Origin of the sequence: Acidovorax sp. SDU_ACID1, assembly GCF_045291395.1 — a bacterium.
In the GTDB taxonomy this organism is placed as follows: Bacteria; Pseudomonadota; Gammaproteobacteria; order Burkholderiales; family Burkholderiaceae_C; genus MR-S7.
Genome location: NZ_CP152342.1, coordinates 2,960,865 through 2,983,465, shown reverse-complemented (window position 1 = coordinate 2,983,465; position 22,601 = coordinate 2,960,865). Strand labels below are relative to the sequence as shown.

The 22,601-nt window shown below is 70.4% G+C and carries 23 protein-coding genes and 1 pseudogene; 9 read left to right on the top strand and 15 right to left on the bottom strand.

The window, feature by feature from the left end; translation table 11 throughout:
* Positions 1-4 precede the first annotated feature (4 nt).
* From AAG689_RS14710 to AAG689_RS14690, 5 genes are all read right to left on the bottom strand, one after another.
* Complete coding sequence (locus AAG689_RS14710; RefSeq protein WP_406622662.1) at positions 5-2,062, bottom strand: TonB-dependent receptor family protein; 2,058 nt, start codon at positions 2,060-2,062, stop codon at positions 5-7.
* 63 nt (positions 2,063-2,125) lie between these two features.
* A complete protein-coding gene (locus AAG689_RS14705) occupies positions 2,126-2,566 on the bottom strand; it encodes a CopD family copper resistance protein (protein ID WP_020230418.1) in 441 nt (146 codons plus the stop codon).
* Positions 2,563-3,225, bottom strand: coding sequence for an ATP-binding cassette domain-containing protein (locus AAG689_RS14700; RefSeq protein WP_406622661.1), 663 nt, complete (start codon positions 3,223-3,225; stop codon positions 2,563-2,565). Before AAG689_RS14700 ends, AAG689_RS14705 begins: the two co-directional genes overlap by 4 nt.
* On the bottom strand, positions 3,218-3,991 hold the full coding sequence (locus tag AAG689_RS14695) for an ABC transporter permease (RefSeq protein ID WP_406622660.1): 774 nt from the start codon (positions 3,989-3,991) through the stop codon (positions 3,218-3,220). Before AAG689_RS14695 ends, AAG689_RS14700 begins: the two co-directional genes overlap by 8 nt.
* Positions 3,988-4,977 carry an ABC transporter substrate-binding protein gene (locus AAG689_RS14690; RefSeq protein ID WP_406622659.1) on the bottom strand — a complete coding sequence of 330 codons (990 nt, stop codon included), beginning with the start codon at positions 4,975-4,977 and terminating at the stop codon, positions 3,988-3,990. The genes AAG689_RS14695 and AAG689_RS14690 overlap by 4 nt, the downstream gene beginning before the upstream one ends.
* 58 nt (positions 4,978-5,035) lie before the next feature.
* Here AAG689_RS14690 and AAG689_RS14685 point away from each other — a divergent pair, with 58 nt between their 5' ends.
* Complete coding sequence (locus tag AAG689_RS14685) at positions 5,036-5,749, top strand: Crp/Fnr family transcriptional regulator (protein WP_020230422.1); 714 nt, start codon at positions 5,036-5,038, stop codon at positions 5,747-5,749.
* Between the two features lie 69 nt (positions 5,750-5,818).
* Positions 5,819-6,511: a DUF1971 domain-containing protein gene (locus AAG689_RS14680; protein WP_406622658.1), complete on the top strand. Its 693-nt coding sequence runs from the start codon at positions 5,819-5,821 to the stop codon at positions 6,509-6,511.
* A gap of 21 nt (positions 6,512-6,532) precedes the next feature.
* On the opposite strand, the pseudogene mutS reads toward AAG689_RS14680, so the two are convergent.
* Both mutS and AAG689_RS14670 read right to left on the bottom strand, forming a co-directional pair.
* Positions 6,533-9,114 (bottom strand): annotated as a pseudogene (gene mutS, locus AAG689_RS14675) (DNA mismatch repair protein MutS).
* A 179-nt stretch (positions 9,115-9,293) separates the two neighbouring features.
* Complete coding sequence (locus AAG689_RS14670; RefSeq protein WP_406622657.1) at positions 9,294-10,802, bottom strand: MFS transporter; 1,509 nt, start codon at positions 10,800-10,802, stop codon at positions 9,294-9,296.
* A gap of 85 nt (positions 10,803-10,887) precedes the next feature.
* Between AAG689_RS14670 and AAG689_RS14665 the strand changes: the two genes are divergently transcribed.
* Both AAG689_RS14665 and AAG689_RS14660 read left to right on the top strand, forming a co-directional pair.
* A complete protein-coding gene (locus AAG689_RS14665; protein WP_406622656.1) occupies positions 10,888-11,763 on the top strand; it encodes a LysR family transcriptional regulator in 876 nt (291 codons plus the stop codon).
* A gap of 31 nt (positions 11,764-11,794) precedes the next feature.
* Positions 11,795-12,508, top strand: a complete 714-nt coding sequence (locus tag AAG689_RS14660) for a hypothetical protein (protein WP_406622655.1) — start codon at positions 11,795-11,797, stop codon at positions 12,506-12,508.
* A gap of 85 nt (positions 12,509-12,593) precedes the next feature.
* On the opposite strand, the gene AAG689_RS14655 is transcribed toward AAG689_RS14660, so the two are convergent.
* Positions 12,594-13,682, bottom strand: coding sequence for a tartrate dehydrogenase (locus AAG689_RS14655; RefSeq protein ID WP_406622654.1), 1,089 nt, complete (start codon positions 13,680-13,682; stop codon positions 12,594-12,596).
* A gap of 94 nt (positions 13,683-13,776) precedes the next feature.
* Here AAG689_RS14655 and AAG689_RS14650 point away from each other — a divergent pair, with 94 nt between their 5' ends.
* On the top strand, positions 13,777-14,748 hold the full coding sequence (locus AAG689_RS14650) for a LysR substrate-binding domain-containing protein (protein ID WP_406622653.1): 972 nt from the start codon (positions 13,777-13,779) through the stop codon (positions 14,746-14,748).
* Here the strand turns inward: AAG689_RS14650 and AAG689_RS14645 are convergent.
* A complete protein-coding gene (locus tag AAG689_RS14645) occupies positions 14,655-15,608 on the bottom strand; it encodes a LysR substrate-binding domain-containing protein (protein WP_406622652.1) in 954 nt (317 codons plus the stop codon). The genes AAG689_RS14650 and AAG689_RS14645 overlap by 94 nt on opposite strands.
* Positions 15,609-15,720: 112 nt before the next feature.
* On the opposite strand from AAG689_RS14645, the gene AAG689_RS14640 reads away from it, so the two are divergent.
* From AAG689_RS14640 to AAG689_RS14630, 3 genes are read left to right on the top strand one after another with little or no spacing between them, the layout of a single operon-like run.
* Positions 15,721-16,746: a Bug family tripartite tricarboxylate transporter substrate binding protein gene (locus tag AAG689_RS14640; protein WP_406622651.1), complete on the top strand. Its 1,026-nt coding sequence runs from the start codon at positions 15,721-15,723 to the stop codon at positions 16,744-16,746.
* 42 nt (positions 16,747-16,788) lie between these two features.
* Positions 16,789-17,826: an Ldh family oxidoreductase gene (locus AAG689_RS14635; RefSeq protein WP_406622650.1), complete on the top strand. Its 1,038-nt coding sequence runs from the start codon at positions 16,789-16,791 to the stop codon at positions 17,824-17,826.
* 32 nt (positions 17,827-17,858) lie between these two features.
* Positions 17,859-18,599 (top strand): transporter substrate-binding domain-containing protein, encoded by a 741-nt coding sequence (locus AAG689_RS14630; protein ID WP_406622649.1) that lies wholly within the window; start codon positions 17,859-17,861, stop codon positions 18,597-18,599.
* A 23-nt stretch (positions 18,600-18,622) separates the two neighbouring features.
* Here AAG689_RS14630 and AAG689_RS14625 read toward each other — a convergent pair whose 3' ends face one another.
* From AAG689_RS14625 to AAG689_RS14610, 4 genes are all read right to left on the bottom strand, one after another.
* Complete coding sequence (locus AAG689_RS14625) at positions 18,623-19,069, bottom strand: GatB/YqeY domain-containing protein (RefSeq protein WP_406622648.1); 447 nt, start codon at positions 19,067-19,069, stop codon at positions 18,623-18,625.
* Positions 19,070-19,158: 89 nt separating this feature from the next.
* The gene (rpsU, locus tag AAG689_RS14620) at positions 19,159-19,371 is read right to left on the bottom strand and encodes a 30S ribosomal protein S21 (RefSeq protein ID WP_007833691.1); all 213 of its coding nucleotides are present in this window, start codon (positions 19,369-19,371) and stop codon (positions 19,159-19,161) included.
* A 127-nt stretch (positions 19,372-19,498) separates the two neighbouring features.
* Positions 19,499-19,876 carry an antibiotic biosynthesis monooxygenase family protein gene (locus AAG689_RS14615; protein ID WP_406622647.1) on the bottom strand — a complete coding sequence of 126 codons (378 nt, stop codon included), beginning with the start codon at positions 19,874-19,876 and terminating at the stop codon, positions 19,499-19,501.
* Positions 19,873-20,205, bottom strand: a complete 333-nt coding sequence (locus AAG689_RS14610) for an NIPSNAP family protein (RefSeq protein WP_406622646.1) — start codon at positions 20,203-20,205, stop codon at positions 19,873-19,875. The genes AAG689_RS14615 and AAG689_RS14610 overlap by 4 nt, the downstream gene beginning before the upstream one ends.
* 110 nt (positions 20,206-20,315) lie before the next feature.
* On the opposite strand from AAG689_RS14610, the gene AAG689_RS14605 reads away from it, so the two are divergent.
* On the top strand, positions 20,316-21,029 hold the full coding sequence (locus AAG689_RS14605; RefSeq protein WP_406622645.1) for an ArsR/SmtB family transcription factor: 714 nt from the start codon (positions 20,316-20,318) through the stop codon (positions 21,027-21,029).
* A gap of 7 nt (positions 21,030-21,036) precedes the next feature.
* Here the strand turns inward: AAG689_RS14605 and AAG689_RS14600 are convergent, their stop codons facing one another.
* Both AAG689_RS14600 and AAG689_RS14595 read right to left on the bottom strand, forming a co-directional pair.
* Positions 21,037-21,324, bottom strand: coding sequence for a DUF2249 domain-containing protein (locus AAG689_RS14600; protein WP_406622644.1), 288 nt, complete (start codon positions 21,322-21,324; stop codon positions 21,037-21,039).
* 49 nt (positions 21,325-21,373) lie between these two features.
* Positions 21,374-22,579: an NnrS family protein gene (locus tag AAG689_RS14595; protein WP_406622643.1), complete on the bottom strand. Its 1,206-nt coding sequence runs from the start codon at positions 22,577-22,579 to the stop codon at positions 21,374-21,376.
* Positions 22,580-22,601: the final 22 nt, after the last annotated feature.

Genomic DNA, 22,601 nt, shown 5'->3' with positions numbered 1-22,601 from the left:
CAGTTCAGAACCGGTAAGTCAGGCCGGCGCTGATGCTGCGCCCGTTGCCCGACAGGAAAGTGGGCATGGCGGCCGTGCCCGTGCCGCGGATGACGAAGGCGCTGGCGTAGGTGCGGTCGGTCAGGTTGTCCACGCTCACGTAGGCCTGCCACTGGCTGCCGGGCTGGTAGGCCACGCGCAGGCCGAGCAGGGCGTAGCTGTCTTGCTCCGTGCCGGCGGTGTTGGCGTGGTTGGTGGGGGTCTTGCCGGGCTTCCAGCGCAGCGTGGGGCCCATGCTCCAGGGGCCCTGGCGGACCATCAGCTCCGCATGCAGCAGGTGGCGGGGAATGCCCGCGATGCGGTTGCCCGCGTACTCCCCTGCGCGGAAGCGGAAGTCGTTGAACGTGTAGGCCGCCTGGTATTGCAGGGTGGTGCCGCCCCAGCCGACCTGCCCCTTGGCGCCCAGCTCCACGCCCTGGTGGACAGTGCGGTCGCGGTAGTTGAAGGTGCCCGAGGTGGTGCCGTCGTCCGAGAACACTTCCATCAACTCGTCGCGCACGTGGCTGCGGTAGACGCTGGCGGACCATTCGCCTGCGTCGCGGCCCGTGCCGTAGCTGCCGCGGGCGCCGACCTCGGCGGTCCAGGCGCGCTGCAGGTCCAGGCGGTTCATCGTGGCGCCCGAGAGGATTTCCCAGTACGTGGGCGCCTCGCTGCTGCGGCTCAGGTTGGCGAACACGCGGGTGGCATCGCTGGCCTGCCAGAGCACGCCGACCTTGGGCAGCGCGGCGTTCCACTGCTGGTCGAGCTGCCTGCCCGAGCCCAGTTCGCGCGCATCGCGTATGGATTGGACGTAGCGCAGGTCGCCGGTCGCTTCGAGCCGCGGCGCCAGGCGCCAGGCCAGGGCGATGTTGGCGCTGCGGTTCTCCGCGCCCAGGTCGTAGCGCGCCACCGCCGGCAGGCGCTGGCCCGCGGCGTTGATGGGGTGCATGTCGCGCTGCATGCCCGTGCGCGCCCAGTCCAGGCCCGCGCGGTAGGCCAGCGCGCCGGACTGGCCGCGCGTCGTCCACTGCAGGCCGGTGGTGTGCCCGTCCGTGGGGGAGGACATGGCGGGCGAGGTGAAGGTGTCGTCGATGCTTTGCCAGTAGACTCCCACCGTGTGGCTGAGCGCCTCGCCGCCCCAGGCCGTGCGGTTGGCCAGGCGCAGCTGCCGGGTCTGGCGGTTGGGGTCGCGCAGGTAGATGTTGTTGGCCTGGTCCACCGGGGTGTTGTAGTCGCCCAGGACGCTGCGCGGGTCGCTCTGCAGGCGCGCCTTGGGAATGACGTTGGGGATGTCGAAGCCCAGGTCGGTGTAGGACAGGTAGGTGCGGTTCTCGATGCCGGAGGAGCGCCAGCCCGCGTTGGCGTGCAGGCTGCTGCGCTCGGAGGCCGAGTGGTGGCGGTAGCCATCCGCCTCGTCGTGGCTGACGAAGATGCGCCCGTCCCAGTATTCGCCCTGGCCGCCGATGCCGGCGGTCAGGCCCTTGCGGCCGAAGCTGCCCGCGTCCAGGCGTACGTGGTTGGCCTGGCCGCCCACGACGGACTGGAAGTCCAGCTCGCCGCCCAGCGTGCTGGCGGCCGCGCTCTGGGCATTGGCGCCGCGCCGCACGGAGACCAGCGCGCTGTTGCGCGGCTCCAGCGTGCTGATGACGAAGGAGCCGTCCGCCTCGTTGAGCGGCAGGCCGTCCTGCAGCAGCAGTACGCCGCGGTTCACGGGATTGCTCTGGATGCCCGAGCCGCGGATGTTCAGGCGCGGCTGGTCCTGGCCGCCGAAGAACTCCTGCACCACGATGCCGGGCTCGCCGCCGATCGCGTCCTGCAGGGTGTTCAGGCGCACTTTTTCCTGTGGCGCGACGAGGTTGACGCCGCCCGGCGTGCGCTCCAGCTGCTGGCGCAGGCGGGTGGCGCTGGGAGACAGCAGCGGCGTGGCGCTGTCCGTATCACCGCTGACCACCACGGGAGGCAGCGTGGGCCCGGCGCCTGCGCCTTGCGCGAGGACCAGGGACGGAAGGGCCAGCATGGCGAGGGCCAGGGGGGTGCGTTTCATGAAGGTTGCGGACATGGCGGTGCACTGCGAAGGATGGAGGGAGGATGGGAAGGGGAGGGGATGTCACCCGGCGTAGAACATCCACTTGGCGAGCAGGACGATGCCCACCATGTGGGCGAAGACGCTCTGGTGGATGCGCTTGAAATGGAGGCTGTGCAGCTTGCCGCGCCGGCGCAGCGTCATGGCGGTGATGAAGTGGCCGAAGACGCTGGTGGCCAGCGCGATCTTGAGCCACAGCATGGCGCCCAGGTGGCTGGACAGCGGTGAGGCCAGCACGGGCAGGTAGCGGATCCAGGCCATGCCGATGCCCGCACTGAACAGCGCCAGCAAAACCCAGGGCATGATCTTGCGCGCGCGGCTGCCGATGGCGATCTCGACGGAGCGCATTACCTCGCGCGGCAGGTGCTTGCGGATGCCTTCGAGCATCAGTACCTCGAAGAACACGGTGCCGATGAAGAACAGGGCGCAGAACAGGTGGATCGTCAACAGGACGGGGTAGGTCATGGAGTGGGCTCCTGGGCGGTCGTGGGGAAAGGGGATACGCCGGCGTCCCAGGGCCGCAGCCGGGCGCCGCGCACTTCCAGGCAGCGCTGCACCATGCAGGCGAGCTCTTGCGGGTGGTGGCTCACGCACAGCAGCGCCGCGCCGCTCTCCGCGAGGGCGGCCACGCACAGGTCTGCCATGCGCCGGCGCAGCGCGGGGTCCAGCGCGCTGAAGGGCTCGTCCAGCAGCAGCAGGTCGGGCTCCATGGCCAGCGCGCGGGCCAGCGCGGCGCGCTGCGCCATGCCGCCGGACAGCTCGCGCGGCCAGGCCAGGGCGGTGCGTGCGGGAAGCTCCACGCGCTCCAGCCACTGCAGGGCCTGGGCATGGGCCGTGCCGGGCGCCATGCCCCCTGCCCGCAGCGGCAGCGCGAGGTTGTCGCCCACGGTGCGCCAGGGCAGCAGGCGCGGCTCCTGGAACAGCAGGACGGTGCGGGAAAAGCCGTTGCGCACCGTGCCGCAGGAGGGCTTTTGCAGGCCGCAGGCCAGGCGCAGCAGCGCGCTCTTGCCGGCGCCGCTGGGACCCAGCAGGCCGATGCGCTCGCCCGCCTGCACGCGCAGGTCCACGCCTTCGAGCACCTGGTGCGCGCCGAAGCGCAGGCCGAGTCCGTGCAGCTCAAGCATCGCGCAGCTCCTGCCAGCGGCCCAGCGTGCGCTGCAGCGGCTGGATGAGCGCCAGCTCCAGCACGCCGACGAAGGCCAGGATCAGCAGCACCCAGGCATACAGCTCGGCGCTGTCGAACGTGGCGCGCGCATTGGCCAGCGCGTGGCCCACGCCGCTGTCGGCGCCCAGCACCTCGGCCATGACCACCAGGCGGATGCCGCCGTTCACGGCGATCAGCAGGGCAGCGCTCAGCGGTGCGGTCAGCGCGGGGATGTAGAGGTGGCGCAGCCGCAGCCACAAGCCGAAGCGGTAGACGTGTGTCATCTCCAGCAGCTGCCGGTCCACCTGCAGCATGCCCTTGACCGTGTTCACGTACAGTCCCGGCGCGGTCATCAGCGCCGCGAGGAAGACCACCATGGACGAGCCCAGCCCGAACCACAGCATGGCCAGCAGCACGACCACCACGGACGGGATGGCCATGAGCAGCCAGCGCAGCGGCTCCAGCGCGCCGCGCAGGCGCGGGTGGGCGGCGGCCGCCAGGCCCAGCACGAAGCCGCACAGGCACCCGGTACCGATGCCGACGAAGGCGCGGCCCAGGCTGGTGGACGCAGCGGGGTAGAAGCGGCCGCTCTCGACCAGGGGGCCGATGGCCAGCACCGCCTCCTGGGGCGTGGCCATGAGCAGCGGCCCCAGATAGCCGGCCGTGACGTGCCAGGCGAGCAGGATGGCCGCGAGCCCCGCTGCCGCCCAGGCGCGGGAGGTACGCAGCGTGGGCGCGCGCATCATGGCCCGTAGAACCCGTCGGCCGGAAGCCGGTTGCCGATGGCCTTGGGGTGCTTGGCCTGCAGCAGGGTGTAGAGCGCCTGCAGCTGCGCACGCACGGCCGTGGCCGGGCGGCTTTCCAGCCGCGTGACCTCGATGGCCTGCTGCAGTACGGGCACGGGCATGTGGGGCAGGTACTTGTGGGCGATCCGGGCACATTCCAGCGCCTGGGCCTTGCACCAGCGGGCCGAGGCGGCATAGGCCTGCTCCACGGCTTCGGAAAGCGCGCGGTCGTCGGCCACGGTGGCGTTGGCCATCAGGCCGGCCTGGGGCAGGCTGGGCTGGGCGGGGAACTGGGTGGCCCACACGCCTTCCAGGCTCTGCACGCGGTGCAGGGGGCGGGGCGCGCTCTGCTGCTGGTTGCGCCACAGCAGCATGGAGGCCATGGGCTCGGCCAGCACCACGTGCCTGCCCTGGCCGGAGAGCATGAGCGCGATCGCGTCCTGGCCGGTGCGGGTGCGGCGCACTTTCACGGCGGGCTGGCCGTCCTGCGCTTGCGCGGTGAGCAGGGTGTCGATCAGCACGTCGCCCAGGTCATGCTGGAAGGGCGAGAGCAGTTCCTCGCCGCCCAGGTCCGCGAAGCGCTGGACCTTGGGGTCGGTGCTCACCAGCCACACCAGCCCCCAGACGGACACGCTGAGCAGGCGCGTGTTCTGCCCCTTGCTGGCCAGCAGGGCGGGCAGCGTGGTGGGCGCGGCGCTGAAGTCCAGCTTCTTCTGCACCAGCAGGGCGCTGAGCTGGTCGTGGCTTTCCCACAGGCGGAATTCCACGTTCTGCGCATGGGCGCGCAGCGCCTGCGTCTCCACCATGTGCATCAGCGGGTAGCTCACCACGGCGCCCGGGCCCCCCAGCGTCAGCGTGCCGAGGGCAGGAGCCGCCAGCGCACAGGAGGCCAGCGAGGCGGCGCCCGCGAACACCCAGCGGGCCGTGGCGACGGAGAAATGGTTCATGCGATTCATTTGAGAATTGTTATCATTCAATGGTTGCATGAACCCCTTGCACACCCCAATGACAAAAGTCAACGCGCTGGAGCCTGTACACCAGGCCATGCATGGGCTGCGCGCCGTGCCCCTGTTCGCCGACCTGCCCGACGAGGCCCTGGCCCGCCTGGCGGATGGGTGTGTCTTGCGCGAGTTCGGATGCGGCGAATACCTCTTCCGGGAAGGCGATCCGGCAGGCCACTACTACTGGGTCGTGCAGGGCCAAGTCGAAGTCCTGCGCCACGGCATCGACGGGGAGGACCGCGTGTTCAGCGTCTTCGGGCGGGGGCACCTCGTCGCCATCGCGGCCATGTTCATGGAGCACGGCCGCTATCCCATGAACGCGCGCGGCCAGGACACGGCCCTGTGCCTGCGCCTGGAACGCGATCCCCTGAGCGCCGCCTGCCTGAGCCACCCCGGTCTGGCGCTGCGCATGCTGCGCATGATGGGCGCGGCGGTCTACCAGCGCGTCAACGAGGTGGAGTGGCTCACCGCCAGCTCCGCGCCGCAGCGGCTGGCGCTCTACCTGCTGCGGCTGAGCGACCAGCAGGGCCGCACCCTGCAACTGCCGCTGAGCCAGCGCCAGCTGGCCTCACGGTTGGGCGTGCGCGCGGAGACGCTGAACCGGCTGCTGTCCGACTGGCAGGCGCGCGGCTATGTGGCCGGGCGCGGGCGGGAGTGGGCGATCAACGACCGCTGCTATCTGCAGCAGTTGACGCACGGCGCCGTGCGTGCGTTCTGAAACGGCTTGACCTTTGTCATTGGGCCGCTGCGCGGCGGCTGCCGAGAATGCGCGGACAGGACCGCCGCCATGCATTCACCCACCGCTTCACCCACAGCCTCTGCCGCCACTTCCCCCGCCGCCGTCACCGAGGCCGATCTGCGGCGCCTGGTGCACACCTTCTACGCCCGTGTGCGCCAGGACCCGCTGCTGGCGCCGCTCTTCGAGTCGCACGTCGATGACTGGGACGCCCACCTGGAAACGCTCGTGGACTTCTGGCTGTGGCTGGTGCTGAAGAAGGAAGGCTTCGACGGCAGCCCCATGCCCAAGCATGCCCGGCTGCCGGGCCTGGGCTGGGCGCATTTCGAGCGCTGGCTGGAGCTGTTCCACTGCACCACCGGCGAGCTGCAGGTGCCCGCGCTCAAGGACACCGTGGACGCCATGGCCCGGCGCATGGCCTCCACGCTGTGGCAGAACTACCAGAAGCACAACCCCGCCAGCGCCTGGCTGCGCGACATGCCCGCGGGGCTGTCGAGCTACAAGCGCTCGCCGGTCTTCACCCCGGCGAACCTGCCGGCCGCGTTCAAGGCCGCGCACTCCATCAAGGCGGGCACGTGGGGGCTGTTGCGCGTGCACAGCGGCGCGCTAGTGTTCACCCTCGATGCCCAGCCGCCGCGCACCCTCCTGCTGGATGCAGGGGAGCAGCTGGTGGTGGAGCCCCAGGTGCCCCACCACGTGACCTTCGTGGCGGAAGGCGCTTTCCAGATCGACTTCCACCGCTGACCGGGCCCGCGCCGCGGGCGCTCAGCCCGGGGACAGCCGCTTGAGCTGGTAGAGCGCGTCCAGCGCCTCGCGCGGGGACAGCTGGTCGGGGTTGATCTGCGCCAGGGCGGTTTCCACGGGGCTGGCGGCCTGCATCTCGGGCGTGGGCGGCGGCGCGAACAGGTCCACCTGCAGATCGTCCTCGCCCGCGCGCTCCTCCAGCGCGGCCAGCGTGTGGCGCGCATGGTTCAGCACGGCGGCGGGCACGCCCGCCAGCTTGGCCACCTGGATGCCGTAGCTGCGGCTGGCCGGACCGGGCTGGATCTCGTGCAGGAAGACGATGTCCGCGCCCGCCTCGGCCGCGCCCACGTGCACGTTCACGGCATGCTGGTGGCGCGCCGACAGCTCCGTCAGCTCGAAGTAGTGCGTGGCGAACAGCGTGAAGGCCTTGGTGCGGTCGTGCAGGTGGGTGGCGATGCCGCTGGCCAGGGCCAAGCCGTCGAAGGTGCTGGTGCCGCGGCCGATCTCGTCCATGAGCACCAGGCTGTGCGGCGTGGCGCCGTGCAGGATCTGCGCGGCCTCGGTCATCTCCAGCATGAAGGTGGACTGCGCGTTGGCCAGGTCGTCCGCCGCGCCGATGCGCGTGTGGATGGCGTCGGTGGGCCCCAGCCGGCATGCGGCGGCGGGAACGTGGCTGCCCATGCTGGCCAGCAGCACGATCAGCGCCACCTGCCGCATGTAGGTCGATTTGCCGCCCATGTTGGGGCCGGTGATGATCTGCATGCGCGTGTTGGCGTTCAGCCGCGTGTGGTTGGGGATGAAGGCGCCGCTGGAGGTCTCCTGCAGCCGCGCTTCCACCACCGGGTGGCGGCCGGCCTCGATGTCGATGCACGGCTCACCCACGAACTGTGGCGCGCACCAGTTCAAGGTGAGCGAGCGCTCGGCCAGCGCGCACAGCACGTCCAGCGTGGCCAGCGCCTGGGCCACGCGCGTGAGCTGGGGCACGTGCTGCTGGAGCTGATCCAGCACCTGTTCGTAGAGCCATTTCTCGCGCGCCAGGCCGCGCTCCTGGGCTGACAGGGCCTTGTCCTCGAAGGTCTTGAGTTCGGGCGTGATGAAGCGCTCGGCGTTCTTCAGCGTCTGGCGTCGGCGGTAGTCATGGGGCACCTTGTCCACGTGGCTGCTGGTGACCTCGATGTAGAAGCCGTGCACCTTGTTGAACTGCACGCGCAGGTTGGGAATGCCGGTGCGGGCCTTCTCGCGCGTTTCCAGGTCGAGCAGGAAGTCGTCGCAGTTGGTCTGGATGGCGCGCAGTTCGTCCAGCTCGGCGTCGAAGCCGGGGGCGATCACGCCGCCGTCGCGCACCAGCGCGGCGGGCTCTTCCAGCAGCGCGGCGCGCAGCAGGGCCGCGCAGTCCACGGGCGGGTGCAGGTCGCTGAAGATTTGAGCCAAAAACGGCTCCGGCGCTTGTGTGGAAAGCGCGAGCAGCTCTGCTTTTCGTAGCGTCTGGCCCAGCGCCACCAGCTCGCGCGGGCGCACCTGGCGCAGGGCGATGCGGGCGGTGATGCGCTCCACGTCGCTCACGCCGCGCAGCTCGCCGCGCAGCACCTGCCACGGCCCCTGGCCGCTGCCCGCGCCACGCAGGGCGGTGGTGGCGGACAGGCGCTGGCGCGCATCCGCGCGGTCGCGGCGGGGCTCCAGCAGCCAGGTCTTGAGCAGGCGGCTGCCCATGCCGGTCATGCAGGTGTCCAGCAGCGAAAAGAGCGTGGGCGCGTCCTCGCCGCGCAGCGTCTTGACCAGCTCCAGGTTGCGCCGCGTGGCCGCGGGCAGGTGGATGAGTTCATCGCTCTGCTGCACGCGCACGCCGTGCAAGTGGGTGAGGGCGCGGCCCTGCGTGTGCTCGGCGTACTGCAGCAGCGCGGCGGCGGCGGCGTGCGCGTGCTGCAGGCCCTCGGCGTTCCAGGCCTGCAGGCTGGCCGCACCCAGGTGTTCGAGCAGCTTGCGCTGGCCCAGGGCGCCGTCGAATTGCCAGTCGGGCCGCAGGCTCAGGGGCAGGCCAGCAGGCCGCCCTGGCGCAGCGCGGTCAGCTGCTCCTCGAAGCGCTGGGTGACGCCCGCGCTGTAGAGCACCTCGCTGGGCGCGATGCGCGCCAGCCAGCCGCCCACCTCGTCGTGCGCGCACTCGGCCAGGTGCACCACGCCCTGCGTGACGGACAGCCACGCCAGCCCGCAGCGCGCCCGCGCGCCCTGGTGCAGGGCGAGCAGCATGGATTCGCTCTTGTCCGAAAGCAGTTCGCTGTCGGTCAGCGTGCCGGGCGTGACCACGCGCACCACCTTGCGCTCCACCGGCCCCTTGGCCGCGCCGACCTCGCCCACCTGCTCGGCGATGGCGACCGACTCGCCCATTTTGATGAGCCGGCCCAGGTAGTTCTCCAGCGCATGGAAGGGCACGCCCGCCATCACCACCGGCTGCCCGCCCGACTGGCCGCGCTGCGTGAGGGTGATGTCCAGCAGGCGCGCGGCCTTCTCTGCATCGGCGTAGAACAGCTCGTAGAAGTCGCCCATGCGGTAGAGCAGCAGCGTGTCGGGGTGCTGGGCCTTGAGGGACAGGTACTGCTGCATCATCGGCGTGTGATGCGAGAAGTCGGCGGGCGCCGCCGCCTGGCCCCTGGGCGGGCGGGGGGCGGGGCTGGAGGGGGAGGGTGCTGGATTCGTCCACTGTCATTCTGGCCTTCACTGGGCGCGCACAGGGGCTGCCGGGGAGAGAGGGGCCACATTATCAAAGGTATCGCGGCCCCGGGCGCTCAGCGCATGCGCCGCCACACGGCCCACGCCGTGGCGAGCAGCAGGCCGGTGGCCAGCAGCAGCACGGCGGCAAAGCCCTTGTCGAAGGCCGCGCCGGCCGCCTGCGTGAGCGCGTGCGCCGCGGGCGGCGGCAGGCTTTCGGCGGCGCGCAGGGCCTCGTCCAGGCCGTCGCGCACCTGCAGGGGCAGGAGCGCCGCATCGGGCAGCGCCAGCGTGCGGGTGTAGACGGCCGAGAGCAGGCTGCCCATCACCGTCACGCCCAGCGCGCCGCCCAGCTCGTAGGAGACTTCTTCCACCGAGGCGGCCATGCCCGCGCGGTCGGGCGGCGCACTCGTCAGCAGCGTGGCCGAGGCCGCCGTCATCGCGGCGCCCACGCCCGCGCCCAGCAGCGCCAGGCTCGACGCCTGCCATAGGACCGGGGCCTGGTGCAGCGCCAGGTAGCCGCCCATGCCCAGGCCCGAGGCCAGCAGGGCGACAGCCAGCAGCCGCGCGCTGCCCCAGCGCGGCAGCAGCCGCCCTGCCACCGGCCCGGCGACGAAGGCCGCCAGCGGCAGCGGCAGCATCGCCCAGCCGGCGGCCAAAGGGCTGCGGCCCAGCACGAGCTGCAGGCGCTGGGTGAATACCAGCTCCATGCCCAGCAGTGCGGCGGAGGCCACGAGGGCCGACACCACGGCCATGCGGAAGCCCCGGTGCCTGAACAGCTCCAGATCCAGCAGCGGATGGGCGCTGCGGCGCTGGCGGCGCACGAAGACCCACAGGAAGATCGCGCCCGCCGCCAGGGCCAGCGCGGCCAGCGGCCAGTCGGGCGAGGGCTTGCCCAGTTCTTTTACGGCGAAGGTGCAGGCCACCAGTCCCACCATCACCTGGAGCGAGCCGGCCAGGTCCCAGGGCCGCGCGCCGTGGCCGGCGCTGGCAGGAATGCAGCGCCAGGCCAGCGGCAGGGCGACGAGCACGATGGGCACGTTGATCAGGAACACCGACCCCCACCAGAAATGTTCCAGCAGCACGCCGCCCACCACGGGGCCGAACGCCGCACCGCCGGAGGCCACCGAGGCCCAGATGCCGATGGCCAGCGCACGCTCGTGCTCGTCGTGGAAGCTCAGGCGGATCAGCGACAGCGTGGCCGGCATCATCATCGCCGCGCCCACGCCCAGCAGGGCGCGCGCCGCGATCAGCACACCGGTGGCCGGCGCGAAAGCCGCCGCCAGCGACGCGGCGCCGAACACGGCCAGCCCCGCCATGAAGAGGCGCTTGTGGCCCAGCCGGTCGCCCAGCGTGCCCATGCCCAGCAGCAGCCCCGAGACGACGAGCGAGTAGATGTTGATGATCCAGAGCTTGGCCGAGGCGCCTGCGGCCAGGTCGTGCGTGAGGCGCGGCAGGGCGGTGTAGAGCACTGTCATGTCGATGACGATGAGCAGCAGCGCGACGGACACGATGCCCAGCACCAGCCACCGGCTGGCCGGTGCGGCCGCAGACGGGGTGTGGCAGGGGGCGGCGGGGGTGTGCATGGAACTTCTCTTGGGTTGTAGACAGGCCGATGATCGATCTATTTTCAAGTTGATAAAAGTTCAGGCTAATCAATAAAATGGATGAATGGAGTGGACGCTAGACCGCCTGACCCAATTCGTCGCCGTGGCCGACTGCGGATCGATGACGCAGGCCGCCCGCCGGCTGGGCCGCGCACAGTCGGCGGTGAGCACGGCGGTGGGCCTGCTGGAGGCTGACCTGGGCCTGGCGCTGTTCCACCGCGTGGGGCGCTCCGTGCACCTCACCCCGGCGGGCGAGGTGATGCTGCTGGAGGCGCGGTCCCTGCTCCACCAGGCGCGGGCGCTGGACCTGCGCGCCCAGGCCCTGGCGGCGGGTCAGGCCGCGAGGCTGTGCATGTCGGTGGACGAGGCGCTGCCCTACCAGCCCGTCGCCCGCCTGCTGCGGGAGCTGGCGGGGCGGTTTCCCGCGCTGGAGCTGACCCTGCTGGGCGGCACGGCGGCGGAGGTCGCGCGCGACGTGGAGACCCGGCGCGCGCAGCTGGCCTTCCAGTTCGACCGGGGCACCGCCGACGCCTGCTTCGCCCAGAGCTACGTGGCCTCCGTGCCGCAGATGGTGTGCGTGGCGCGCGACCACCCGCTGGCGGGCCGTGCGCGCACCACGCGTGAGGACCTGGCCGGCCATCGGCAGCTGCTCATGCACATCGAGGGCGTGGAGGAACTGGTGCTCAGCCCCAGCGTCTGGCGCACGGACGGCTTCTACGTGCTGGCCGAAATGCTGGCGGACGGCCTGGGCTGGGGCATCCTGCCGCGCAACATCGCCCAGACCCCGGACATCGAGCGGCGCATCCTGGCGCTGGACTGCCAGGACCTGCGCCTGCCTCCGCTGGCCGTGCGCATGCTGAGCCTGCAGGGCGCGGTGCTGGACGACACGGCCCTGTGGATCCAGGCGCGGCTGGCGCAACTGCTGACGCAGGGGGAGTGAGCCTGCCCGTTCTGCTACGCTTTCCGCCACCATGCGCAACCTGATCGATTTCAGCTCCTGGCAGGGCATGCTGTCCACGCTGCTGGGGCTGGTGCTCGTCACGCTGGTGGCCGTGGGCATCCGGCTGCTGGTGATGCAGCGCATCCAGCAGCGCCGCGAGCGGCAGAACCGCCAGATCAACGAGCGGCTGAAAACGCTGATCGCCGCCTACAAGACGCTGGGCGGTTCCTTCACCGGCAACCTTGCCGTGGACCCCCGCCACCTGCGCGACCTGCGCACGCATGCCGCCGCGGCGGACGGCGCGCCCGGCGAGGCGGCGCCGGAGGAAGGCAACTCCGAGCGCCGGCGCCGCATCCGCGACGCGGTCGAGGCCGCGCTGTCCGACGTGGTCCTGCTGGGTACGGCCGAGCAGGTGCGGCTGGCAGTGCAGGCCGCCAACGACATGGTGGCCGGGCGCCAGGTAGAGACGGCCGCGCTGGTGGTCTCGCTGCGCGACTTCATCCGCGAGGTGCTGGAGCTGGAGGCCGTGCCGGCCGACCTGCCCATCCCCAAGCAGGGCCCGGTGCGCAGCCCGGCGGCGGGCGGGCGGGGCGGCGCCGCGAATGCGGGAGGCCGGGGCGGCGGCGGTGGCGGTGGGCAGGGCGGCGGTGTCGGCATGGCGGCTGGTGGCGCCCTGGGGCTGGGCGCGGGCCGGGCGTCGCAGGACGAGGGCGCTCCTCTGGTACCGGACGCGCGCGAACCCTGAGTTCGATATAAAAATAGCCGCTAGCGCTTATACAGCAAGCGCGAGCAGCTATCAAAATAAAAGCGGGGTGAACCCCGCCGGGCGCTCAGCCCTTGGCGATGAGCGCGGCGATGGCCTCGCCCATCTGCGTGGTGCTGGCCGTGCCGCCCAGGTCGGGCGTGCGCGGGCCGTTCTTGATGGCTTCCTCGATGGCGGACACGATGGCGTCGTGCGCGGCGCGGCCGGCGCCCTGGCCTTGGGTGAGGAAGTCCAGCATCAGCGCGCCGGACCAGATCATCGCGATGGGATTGGCGATGTTCTTGCCGTAGATGTCGGGCGCCGAGCCATGCACGGGCTCGAACAGGCTGGGGAAGGTGCGCTCGGGGTTCAGGTTGGCCGAGGGGGCCAGGCCGATGGTGCCGGTCGTCGCGGGGCCCAGGTCGGAGAGGATGTCGCCGAACAGGTTGGTGGCCGCCACCACGTCGAAGCGGCCCGGCTGCAGCACGAAGCGTGCGGTGAGGATGTCGATGTGCTGCTTGTCCAGCGCCACGCCGGGGTAGTCCTTGGCCACTTCTTCGGCGCGCTGGTCCCACCAGGGCATGCTGATGGCGATGCCGTTGCTCTTGGTGGCCAGGGTCACGTGCTTGCGCGGACGGCTGGCGGCCAGGTCGAACGCGAACTTCAGCAGGCGCTCGGCGCCCTTGCGCGAGTAGACCGATTCCTGGATCACGATCTCGCGGTCGGTGCCCTCGTACATGATGCCGCCGAGCGAGGTGTATTCGCCCTCGGTGTTCTCGCGCACGACGTAGTAGTCGATGTCGCCGGGCTTGCGGCCCGCGAGCGGGCAGGGCACGCCCTCGAACAGGCGCACGGGGCGCAGGTTGATGTACTGGTCGAACTCGCGGCGGAACTTGAGCAGCGAGCCCCAGAGCGACACGTGGTCCGGCACGGTGGCGGGCCAGCCCACGGCGCCGAAGAAGATGGCGTCCATGCCCTGCAGTTGCGCCTTCCAGTCGTCGGGCATCATCTTGCCGTGCTCGGCGTAGTAGTCGCAGCTCGCCCATTCGAAGTGGTGAACGTCGAGCGTCAGGCCGAAGCGCTGGGCGGCGGCCTGCACGGCGCGCAGGCCCTCGGGCATGACTTCCTTGCCGATGCCGTCCCCGGCGAGGACGGCGATTTTTTTCGTTTGGGACATGGTTGGCTTTCGGGTTGGTAACTGTTGGCCGGCATTGTCGATCCATTGTGGATTGAAGACAATCATGGTTACGTAGTGCTATTGTTCACAGATCGTGTCTAAAAACCTGTCGCCCGAGGATTTGCGCGTCTTCCTCTCCGTGGTGCGCCGCGCGGGCTTCGCGGCGGCGGCGCAGGAACTGGGCGCCTCGCCTGCCTACGTGAGCAAGCGCATTCGCCTGCTCGAAGAGGAGCTGGGCGTGAAGCTGCTGCACCGCACCACGCGGCGCGTGACCGTCACGCAGGAGGGCGAACGCGTCTTCCAGTGGGCGCAGCGCATCCTCGACGACATCGACCATCTGGTGCAGGAAGTGAGCACCGCGCAGGGCGAGCCGCGCGGCCTGCTGCGGGTGAGCAGCAGTTTCGGCTTTGGCCGCAACGTGGTGGCGCCCGCCATGTCGCAGCTGGTGGCTCGGTATCCGGGGCTGCAGGTGAGGCTGGACGTCTTCGACCGGCTGGTCGACGTGGCGGCGGAAGGCTTCGATCTGGACGTGCGCGTGGGCGACGAGATCGAGCCGCACCTGATCGCGCGCCAATTGGCTGAAAACCACCGCGTGCTGTGCGCGGCGCCCGCCTACCTCGCGCGCAAGGGCATGTTGCGCGGCATCGACGAGCTATCCGCGCACGACTGCCTGGTCATCAAGGAGCGCGACCATCCGTTCGGCGTCTGGAAGCTGCGCGCCGGCGCCGAGGAGCGCACGGTGAAGGTTACCGGGCCGCTGTCGGCCAACAATGGCGAGATGGCGGTGCAGTGGGCGGTGGACGGGCATGGCATCGTGCTGCGCTCGGTCTGGGACGTGGCCCGGGAACTGCAGACGGGCCGTCTGGTGCAGGTGCTGGCGCCGTGGGGCCAGAAGGCGAACATCTGGGCCGTGTACCCGGGCCGCCTGAGCCGTTCGGCGAAGGTGCGGGTTGCCGTGGAGTTCCTGCAGAATCACTTTGCCCGTCTGGGCGTGGCCGGGTCCGCCGAAGGCTGGAGCGCCGGACCCCTGCGCCGCCCGCCGGCGCTTTCCACCAGCAGGTCGTAGAAAAGCCGCGCCGCTGGCGCCAGCGGCTTGCCCCGGCGCGAGATCAGCCCCAGCGTGCGGGTGACCTGCGGATCGGTCAGGCGGATGGCATGCAGCCGGCCGTCGCCGTCGCCTGGCGGCAGCGCCATGCGCGGCAGCACGCCGATGCCCAGCCCCGCCTCGACCATGCTGACCAGCGCAGGCACGTGGTTGACCTCGCAGAACCATCGCGGGCGCCGCTCGCTGTGGGCCAGCGCCTGGTCGATCAGGAAGCGGTTGCCGCTGCCCTGGGCCAGCGTGATGTAGGCGTGGCCGGTCAGCTCATCCCAGCGCACGCGCTTCCTGCGCGCCAAGGGGTGGGCCGAAGTGCACGCGGCGACGAAGGCGTCCTCCATCAGCGGGCGGAACTCGATGTCCGCCTCCTGCGTGCCGATGTAGGTCACGCCGAAGTCCGCATCGCCACGCGTGACGGCCAGCAGCACGTCGCTCGACGCTTCGTCCAGCACGCGGATGCGGATCTGCGGGTAGCGCTGGTGATAGCTGCCGATGGCGGCGGGCAGGAAGTGCCCCACGGCCGAGGGCACGCAGGCCAGCGTCACCTCGCCGGACAGGCGCTGCGCCACGTCCTGGATGCCGAGCAGCGCGCTTTCCAGCTCGCCCAGCACGTTGCGCGCGCGGTGCACGAAGGCCCGGCCCACGGTCGTCAACTCTACCTTGCGTGTGGTGCGCGTGAACAGTTGCACGCCCAGCGCGTCCTCCAGCTTGTCCACGCGTCGCGACAGCGCCGATTGCGACAGGTGCAGCGCTTCGGATGCGGCGCGAAAGCTCGACAGATCGGCCACCGCGAGAAAGGCGCGCAAGTCGGCAAGGTCGAAATTCATGAGCTCGGCGTGGTCCGGATTGTTGTGGAAGACGCAATTATTCATCGAATATTTGCGCTTTACCTATGTAATGCCTGCGCCGATCATCCGCTCCATCCAAAGGAGACGACCGATGAACACACCACAACCGCAGCGCTTCTTGCGCTCTTTCTCACGCGTGGCCTTGCGCCGTCTGGGCGCGCCGCTGGCCGTGCTGATGATGGCCGCCGGGCTGGGAGCGGCCCATGCCGCGCGGGACTGGGAGCCCCAGCGCCCGATCCGCCTGATCGTGCCCTACGGGCCGGGCGGTAGCTCCGACGTGATTGCCCGCGCGCTGGCCGTGGAGATGGGCCAGAGCCTGGGCCAGACCGTGTTCGTGGACAACAAGGCCGGCGGCCAGGGCGCCATCGCCATGCAGGATGCCGCTCGCGCCGCGCCCGACGGCTACACCATCGTGCTGGGCCATGTGGGCACGCTGGCTGTCAACCCGGCGATGATGCCCAGGCTGCCCTACGACCCGCTCAAGGACTTCGCCCCGGTGGCGCTGCTGACCAAGGTTCCGATGCTGTTCGCCGTGGGGCCGGCCGACTCCTCAACGTCGTTGGCGCAGTTCGTGGCCCGGGCCAAGGCCGCACCAGGCCAGCTCAACTACGGGTCGGCCGGCAACGGCAGCGCGGGCCATCTCGCCTTCGAAATGCTGAAGCTGGCCGCCGGCATCAATGTGACCCACGTGCCCTACAAAGGCACTGGCGCGCAGATGACCGATCTGCTCGCCGGCAACATCGACGCCGCCGCCGCGGGCCTGCCGGGTTTCCTGCCGCACGTGAAGGCGGGCAAGCTGCGCATCCTGGCCGTGGGCGCGGCCCAGCGCCTGCCCGCGATTCCCGATGTGCCGACCGTGGCGGAAAGCGGCTATCCCGGCTTCGAAAGCTCGCAGTGGTTCGGCCTGCTCGTACCCGCCAAGACTCCGGCGGCCGTGGTCGAGCGCCTGCACGCCGAGGCGGTCAAGGCGCTGCAGTCGGCCTCGGTGCGCCGCCGGCTGGAGGAAGACTCCAGCACGCCCGCCCCCCTGGGGCCGAAGGATTTCTCGGCCTTCATCGTCGCCGAACAAAAGCGCTGGGGCGAGGTGGTGCGCCACGCCCGGCTGAGCGCGAACTGAGCCTGCCGCTTCTTCATCTCACGAACCGAGGGAAAACACACCATGAGCACTTCCTCCAAGACTCTCATCGCAGAGCCCGAACTGCAGGCCCTGGGCCAGCGCGCCTTCGAGGCGCTGGGCCTGCCGCCCGGCGATGCCGGCGATGTAGTGCAGGTCCTGCTGCTGGCCGACCTGTTCGGCCTGTCCACGCACGGCCTGAGCCGAATCGAGTCCTACGGTGAGCGCCTGGACATGGGGGGCATCTGCAAGACTCCCCGCATCGCCATCGAGCGTGCCGCACCGGGACTGGTTAAGGTCGATGGCGGGAACGGCGCCGGTCCGCTGGTGGGCATGCATGGCCTGCGCGCAGCGATGGAAGTGGCGCACGAATGCGGCATCGGCGCGGCCTTCGTTCGCGGCAGCAACCACTTCGGCCCCGTCTCGCCCTACAGCTACCTGGCGGCCGAACAGGGCTTCGCCAGCATGATCGGCAGCAACGCCACCACCACCATCGCCCCTTGGGGAGGGACCGATGCGCGCCTGGGCAACAGCCCGCTGGGCTTCGGCGTACCAGGCTCCCAGGGCGCGCACTTCATGCTCGACATGGCGATGAGCGTGGTGGCGCGCGCCAAGATCCGCAATGCGCTCAAGGCCGGCCAGCCGATCCCCGACACCTGGGCCACCGACAGCACTGGCCGCGCCACCACCGATCCCAAGGCGGCGCTCGACGGCTTCCTGCTGCCGATCGGCGGGCACAAGGGGTATGGATTGGCGCTGCTGGTCGATCTTTTCGCCGGGCTGCTGTCGGACGCCGCGTATCTGACGCACGTGAAATCCTGGGTCGATGCGCCCGACGAACCGCAGAACCTGGGCCACTTCTTCGTGCTGATCGACACGCGCCGGCTGGGCAGCACCGCGTGGCTGGCCGCACGCATGGCCGACTTCGCCGCCATCCTGCACGGCAGCACGCCCGCGCAAGAGGAGCGGCCGGTGATCGTTCCCGGCGAGATCGAACTGCGCAACATGGCACGCCAGCGCACCGCCGGCATCGAGTTCGACAACGCCACGCTGGCCCTGCTGCGCCAGCGTGCCGGCCTGTGAACCGCGCCGTGGCGAAAGGAGATACTTCCACCATGCAGAACATCGACAAGGACGCCGCCGCCGCGTTCACTCCAACGGGCCGGCTGCGCGCCTCCATCAATCTTGGCAATCCCATTCTTGCCGGGCGAGACGCGGCAGGCGCACCCTGCGGTGTGTCGGTCGATCTGGCGCGGGTCTTCGCAAAGCGGCTGGGCGCGGAGTTGGAGCTCGTGGTGTTCGACGCCGCAGGCAAATCGGTCGAGGCCGTGACCGGCGAGGTGGCGGACATCGGTTTCTTCGCCATCGACCCGCTGCGTGGCGCAGGCATCGCATTCACCGCGCCCTATGTGCTGATCGAAGGCGCGTACTTGGTGCGCGGCGATTCCCCCTTGCAAAGCAACGACGAGGTGGACCGCGCTGGCACCACGGTCACCGTCGGGCAGGGCAGCGCCTATGACTTGTATCTGACGCGCGCGCTGAAGGCTGCACGGATCGCGCGTGCGCCGACCTCGCCCACGGTGGTGGACGTATTCGTGCGCGAAGGGCATGGCGTGGCGGCCGGCGTGCGACAGCAGCTCGAGGCCGACGCCGCGCGCCTGGGCGGCCTGCGCCTGTTGCCGGGGCGCTTCATGGTGATCGAGCAGGCAATGGGCTTGCCCAGGAGCCGGGGCGAAGCGGCAGCGGCCGCACTGCGCGCCTTCGTCGAGGAGATGAAAGCCAGCGGATTCGTCGCCGATGCGCTGGCGCGCCATGGCATCCAGGGCGCTTCGGTGGCGCCTGCGGCGCATTCCTGACTGCAGCAGGCCCTGCGGGAGCCTCAGCCCGCCAGCGCGGCCTTCACGGCGGCGGAGACCTGGCCCATGTCGGCCTTGCCCGCCAGGCGTGTCTTGACCACGCCCATCACCTTGCCCATGTCGCCGGGGCCCTTGGCGCCCACCTCGGCCACGATGGCCTTCACCGCTTCGGCCACCTCGGCCTCGGACATGCGCTCGGGCAGGTAGGCGGCCAGCACCGCCATCTCGGCCTTTTCCTTGTCGGCCAGGTCCTGGCGGCCCGCGCCCTCAAAGGCGGAGATGCTGTCCTTGCGCTGCTTGATGAGCTTGTCCACGATGGCGACGACGGCCGCGTCGTCGAGCGTGATGCGCTCGTCCACTTCCTTTTGCTTCATCGCGGCCTGCAGCAGGCGGATGGTGCCCAGGCGCTCGCTGTCCTTGGCACGCATGGCGGTCTTCATGTCTTCGGTGATCTGGTCCTTCAGGCTCATGGCTTCTTCCTTCGGATGAAAAACAAAAAACCCGCGCTCGGCGTCCCTAGCGCGGGTTTTGCGGGCGTCGGTGAAACGCCGGGCTGCGATCAGTACAGCTTCTTGGGCAGTTGCATGCTGCGCACGCGCTTGTAGTGGCGCTTGACGGCAGCAGCCTTCTTGCGCTTGCGCTCGGCGGTGGGCTTCTCGTAGAACTCGCGGGCGCGCAGGTCGGTCAGCAGGCCCAGCTTCTCGATGGTGCGCTTGAAGCGGCGCAGGGCCACGTCAAAGGGTTCGTTTTCTTTTACACGGATGGTGGTCATTAGCTAATGTTTTCCAAATGTGCCCGCAGAGGGTTCCCGGGAAGATCGGGCCCGAAAGCCGTGCGCGGCGGTTTTCCCCGTCTGTAACTAGTATCCGGCCGACGGGGCATGCCAGCAGAGCCCGACATTATAGCGAGTTCATGTCGGGAGGCAATGCGGGGTGCGCATGGCTGGCGCGCGATTCGGCGGGCGCCTCGGTGCGCTCGTTCAGCCCGTAGTCGCGTAGCACGGTGGCCACGCGCAGCCGGTAGTGGGAGAACACGCCTGCGCGTCCTGCCGTCTGCGCCGCGCGGTGCTGCGGCAGCGCGCGCCAGCGGGCAACGGCCGCCTCGTCGCGCCAGAAGCTCAGCGACAGCAGCCGTCCGGGCGTGGACAGGCTCTCGAAGCGCTCCACGGAGAGAAAGCCGTCCATGGCCTGCAGTTGCTCGTACAGGCCGGCGGCGATGTCCAGGTAGGCCTGGCGCTGGCCGGCGGCGGGATCCACCTCGAAGATCACGGCGATCATGGCTGTGCGGGGCGGGCGAGGGTGCCGTCCACCACCTCGGTGAAGCTGCGCTGCTCGCGCAGGATGAAGCGCTGCCGCTGCGCCCGCTCGAAGTTGGCGCGGCCCTCCGGGTCGGCGCGCAGGCGGGCGCGGTAGGCCTCGTAGGCGGCCAGGCTGTCGAAGGCGATCAGGCCCCAGGCCTCGTAGCTGGTGCCTTCGCTGGGCAGGAAATAGCCGACGAGGTGGCCGCCGCAGCGCGGGATGATGCGGCCCCAGGCCTCGGCATAGGCGCGAAAGGCTTCGCGCTGGAATGGGTCGATCTCGTAGCGGATGAAGCAGGTGAGGGGCATGGGGTGGGGCTCCGGTGGTGGCGAATGCCGCCATCGTGCACCGCAGCCGGGGACCGATGCTTCGCTCTGAAACGAAGCACGGGCCATGCACATTCCGGCACACTGCCGGCATGAATACCAACCAGATCGCGCGCATTGCCGCCCTCGTGGGCGAGCCCGCCCGCACGGCCATGCTGCTCGCGCTGATGGACGGGCGGGCGCTCACGGCGCGCGAACTGGCCGAGGCGGGGTGCGTGTCGGCCGCCACGGCCAGCCGCCACCTGGGCCTGCTGGTGGAGGCGGGGCTGCTGGTGCAGGACCGGCAGGGACGCCACCGCTATCACCGCCTGGCCTCGGCCGAGGTGGCGCGCCTGCTCGAAGGGCTGATGCAGTTGGCCGTGCGGCAGGCGGACGCGCCTCGTCCCATGGCCTTGGGGCCGCGCGACGCCGCACTGCGCAGGGCGCGCACCTGCTACGACCACATCGCGGGGCGTCTGGGCGTAGCCATCGCCGCGCACTTGCTGGAAGAGGGCGCGATCGCGTTCGACGACGAGGCCGGTGGCCGTGTTACCGCGCGCGCAGCGGCCGTGCTGCGGCCGCTGGGGCTGGCCGTGCCGCAGGCCGGACCCGCGCGGCGTCCGCCGTGCCGCCCCTGCCTGGACTGGAGCGAGCGCCGTCCGCACGTGGCCGGGCGGCTTGGGGCCATGCTCTGCGTGCATTGCGTGGACAGCGGCTGGCTGCGGCGCGTGCCGGGCTCGCGCGCGCTGGAGGTCACGCCGCAGGGCGCCGTGGCGTTGCGTGACTGGCTCGGCATGGAGCGCTGGAGCGCCGTGGCGGGCGCTTGAGTGCGGATCAGCCGCAGCAGGCGCCGCCGGAGCAGCAGGAGTCTTCGGCCTGGGCCTGGGTGGCCTTCTTGGTGATCTCGATCTGCCACAACTGCGGGCCGGACTGCAGGTAGGTCCATTGGAACTGGCCCGGGGCGCGGCCTTCGAGCTGTATGTGCAGCGGCACGGGGTCGTGGTCGTTGACGATCTGCAGCGACTGGCCGGCATCCAGCGCGTCCAGGCGGCCGAAGATCAGCGCATGGCGCTCGAAGGGCACGATGGTGCGCACGTCGATCACGGAAACGGCTTGGCTCATGGTTCAACCTTTCAATAAGGGGAGTGGAAAAGGGGGAAGGGGCAGGCCGTCAGCCGTCCTTGCCGTCCAGGCGGGTGCGCATCAGCCAGGGGGTGTAGATCGCCAGGTAGATCGCGAAGGCGATGGCCCACAGGCAGGCGGCACCTTCCAGCGCCCAGGCATACCAGGCCGGCTGTACGGCGGGCACCAGCACGCGCAGCACGGCGGCAGCTATCACCAGCGCGTAGGCCGCCATCTCGCCGCGCGAGGCCTGCAGCAGCCTCCCGGTGTGGCCGCGCGCCGTGCGCGTGACCATGCCGATGATGAGGCCGCCGATCACGCCCACGGCAAAGGCATGTACCGCCAGGGTCGGCGGCACCCAGGCCAGTTGGGCCAGCGCCAGCAGCGCGAAGCCCACCGGCAGCCACGCATAGGAGGCATGCAGGATCCACAGGATGGGGCGCTTGCGGGTGACCAGCGGGTGCCAGCTCCACAGCCGCACGGCGTGCAGCACGGCGGCGGCCAGGCTGGCTGCCAGCACCACGGGCGCTGGCGCGGACAGCACCCACAGTGCCAGGGCCAGGGCTGTGCAGGCCAGCAGCGACAGCTCAAACCGGCGCGACACATGGATGACCAGGCCCGGCGTCACGTTGCGCGTGAACATGGGGACCACCCGGCCGGTGATGACGCACACCACCATGAGGATGAGCGCCAGTTCCGCGTACAAGGCCGTCATGGCGGGCAGGGCGATGGCGCCGAGCACCGACAGGTGGAACGCCAGGTTGGCCGCCGCCATCATCAGCAGCAGCGAGACCAGGGGAATGTTGCGCTTGTTGCCGGCCTTGAGCAGCACGCGCAGCAGCACGGCCGCCGCGGCCGGCAGCAGCGCCATGTCCAGCGCCGCGTAGACGGGATAGGGCGCGACCAGCGCCGCCAGCCGCGCCGCGAGCCAGAGCAGGGCCAGCGCCCCCAGCAGCGGGCCGCGTGCGGTCTCGAGCCCCGTCCAGGCCTTCACGGCAGTGAGCAGGAACCCCACCACCACGCCGGCGGCAAAGCCGAACAGCATCTCGTGCGCGTGCCACAGCAGCGCAGGCACCGGGAACTGCCATGACACGTGGCCCAGGAACACGGCGATCCACAGCGGCACCGAGAGGCAAGCCAGCAGGGCCGTGCCCAGGTAGAAGGGCCGAAAGCCCAGGCGCAGCAGCGGCCAGCCCTGGAGCGCCACGGCCGGCTGGGCTGTGGAAGAAGCGGAAACGAGTGGGGACGGGGTCATGGGGAAGCCTGTCTAAAAGGGT

What these genes read in the sequence shown, in the direction of transcription:
- AAG689_RS14710 (WP_406622662.1), bottom strand. Translation starts at nt 2,062, where the DNA reads ATGAAACGCACCCCCCTGGCCCTCGCCATGCTGGCCCTTCCGTCCCTG.
- AAG689_RS14705 (WP_020230418.1), bottom strand. Translation starts at nt 2,566, where the DNA reads ATGACCTACCCCGTCCTGTTGACGATCCACCTGTTCTGCGCCCTGTTC.
- AAG689_RS14700 (WP_406622661.1), bottom strand. Translation starts at nt 3,225, where the DNA reads ATGCTTGAGCTGCACGGACTCGGCCTGCGCTTCGGCGCGCACCAGGTG.
- AAG689_RS14695 (WP_406622660.1), bottom strand. Translation starts at nt 3,991, where the DNA reads ATGATGCGCGCGCCCACGCTGCGTACCTCCCGCGCCTGGGCGGCAGCG.
- AAG689_RS14690 (WP_406622659.1), bottom strand. Translation starts at nt 4,977, where the DNA reads ATGAACCATTTCTCCGTCGCCACGGCCCGCTGGGTGTTCGCGGGCGCC.
- AAG689_RS14685 (WP_020230422.1), top strand. Translation starts at nt 5,036, where the DNA reads ATGACAAAAGTCAACGCGCTGGAGCCTGTACACCAGGCCATGCATGGG.
- AAG689_RS14680 (WP_406622658.1), top strand. Translation starts at nt 5,819, where the DNA reads ATGCATTCACCCACCGCTTCACCCACAGCCTCTGCCGCCACTTCCCCC.
- AAG689_RS14670 (WP_406622657.1), bottom strand. Translation starts at nt 10,802, where the DNA reads ATGCACACCCCCGCCGCCCCCTGCCACACCCCGTCTGCGGCCGCACCG.
- AAG689_RS14665 (WP_406622656.1), top strand. Translation starts at nt 10,888, where the DNA reads ATGGAGTGGACGCTAGACCGCCTGACCCAATTCGTCGCCGTGGCCGAC.
- AAG689_RS14660 (WP_406622655.1), top strand. Translation starts at nt 11,795, where the DNA reads ATGCGCAACCTGATCGATTTCAGCTCCTGGCAGGGCATGCTGTCCACG.
- AAG689_RS14655 (WP_406622654.1), bottom strand. Translation starts at nt 13,682, where the DNA reads ATGTCCCAAACGAAAAAAATCGCCGTCCTCGCCGGGGACGGCATCGGC.
- AAG689_RS14645 (WP_406622652.1), bottom strand. Translation starts at nt 15,608, where the DNA reads ATGAATTTCGACCTTGCCGACTTGCGCGCCTTTCTCGCGGTGGCCGAT.
- AAG689_RS14640 (WP_406622651.1), top strand. Translation starts at nt 15,721, where the DNA reads ATGAACACACCACAACCGCAGCGCTTCTTGCGCTCTTTCTCACGCGTG.
- AAG689_RS14635 (WP_406622650.1), top strand. Translation starts at nt 16,789, where the DNA reads ATGAGCACTTCCTCCAAGACTCTCATCGCAGAGCCCGAACTGCAGGCC.
- AAG689_RS14630 (WP_406622649.1), top strand. Translation starts at nt 17,859, where the DNA reads ATGCAGAACATCGACAAGGACGCCGCCGCCGCGTTCACTCCAACGGGC.
- AAG689_RS14625 (WP_406622648.1), bottom strand. Translation starts at nt 19,069, where the DNA reads ATGAGCCTGAAGGACCAGATCACCGAAGACATGAAGACCGCCATGCGT.
- rpsU (WP_007833691.1), bottom strand. Translation starts at nt 19,371, where the DNA reads ATGACCACCATCCGTGTAAAAGAAAACGAACCCTTTGACGTGGCCCTG.
- AAG689_RS14615 (WP_406622647.1), bottom strand. Translation starts at nt 19,876, where the DNA reads ATGATCGCCGTGATCTTCGAGGTGGATCCCGCCGCCGGCCAGCGCCAG.
- AAG689_RS14610 (WP_406622646.1), bottom strand. Translation starts at nt 20,205, where the DNA reads ATGCCCCTCACCTGCTTCATCCGCTACGAGATCGACCCATTCCAGCGC.
- AAG689_RS14605 (WP_406622645.1), top strand. Translation starts at nt 20,316, where the DNA reads ATGAATACCAACCAGATCGCGCGCATTGCCGCCCTCGTGGGCGAGCCC.
- AAG689_RS14600 (WP_406622644.1), bottom strand. Translation starts at nt 21,324, where the DNA reads ATGAGCCAAGCCGTTTCCGTGATCGACGTGCGCACCATCGTGCCCTTC.
- AAG689_RS14595 (WP_406622643.1), bottom strand. Translation starts at nt 22,579, where the DNA reads ATGACCCCGTCCCCACTCGTTTCCGCTTCTTCCACAGCCCAGCCGGCC.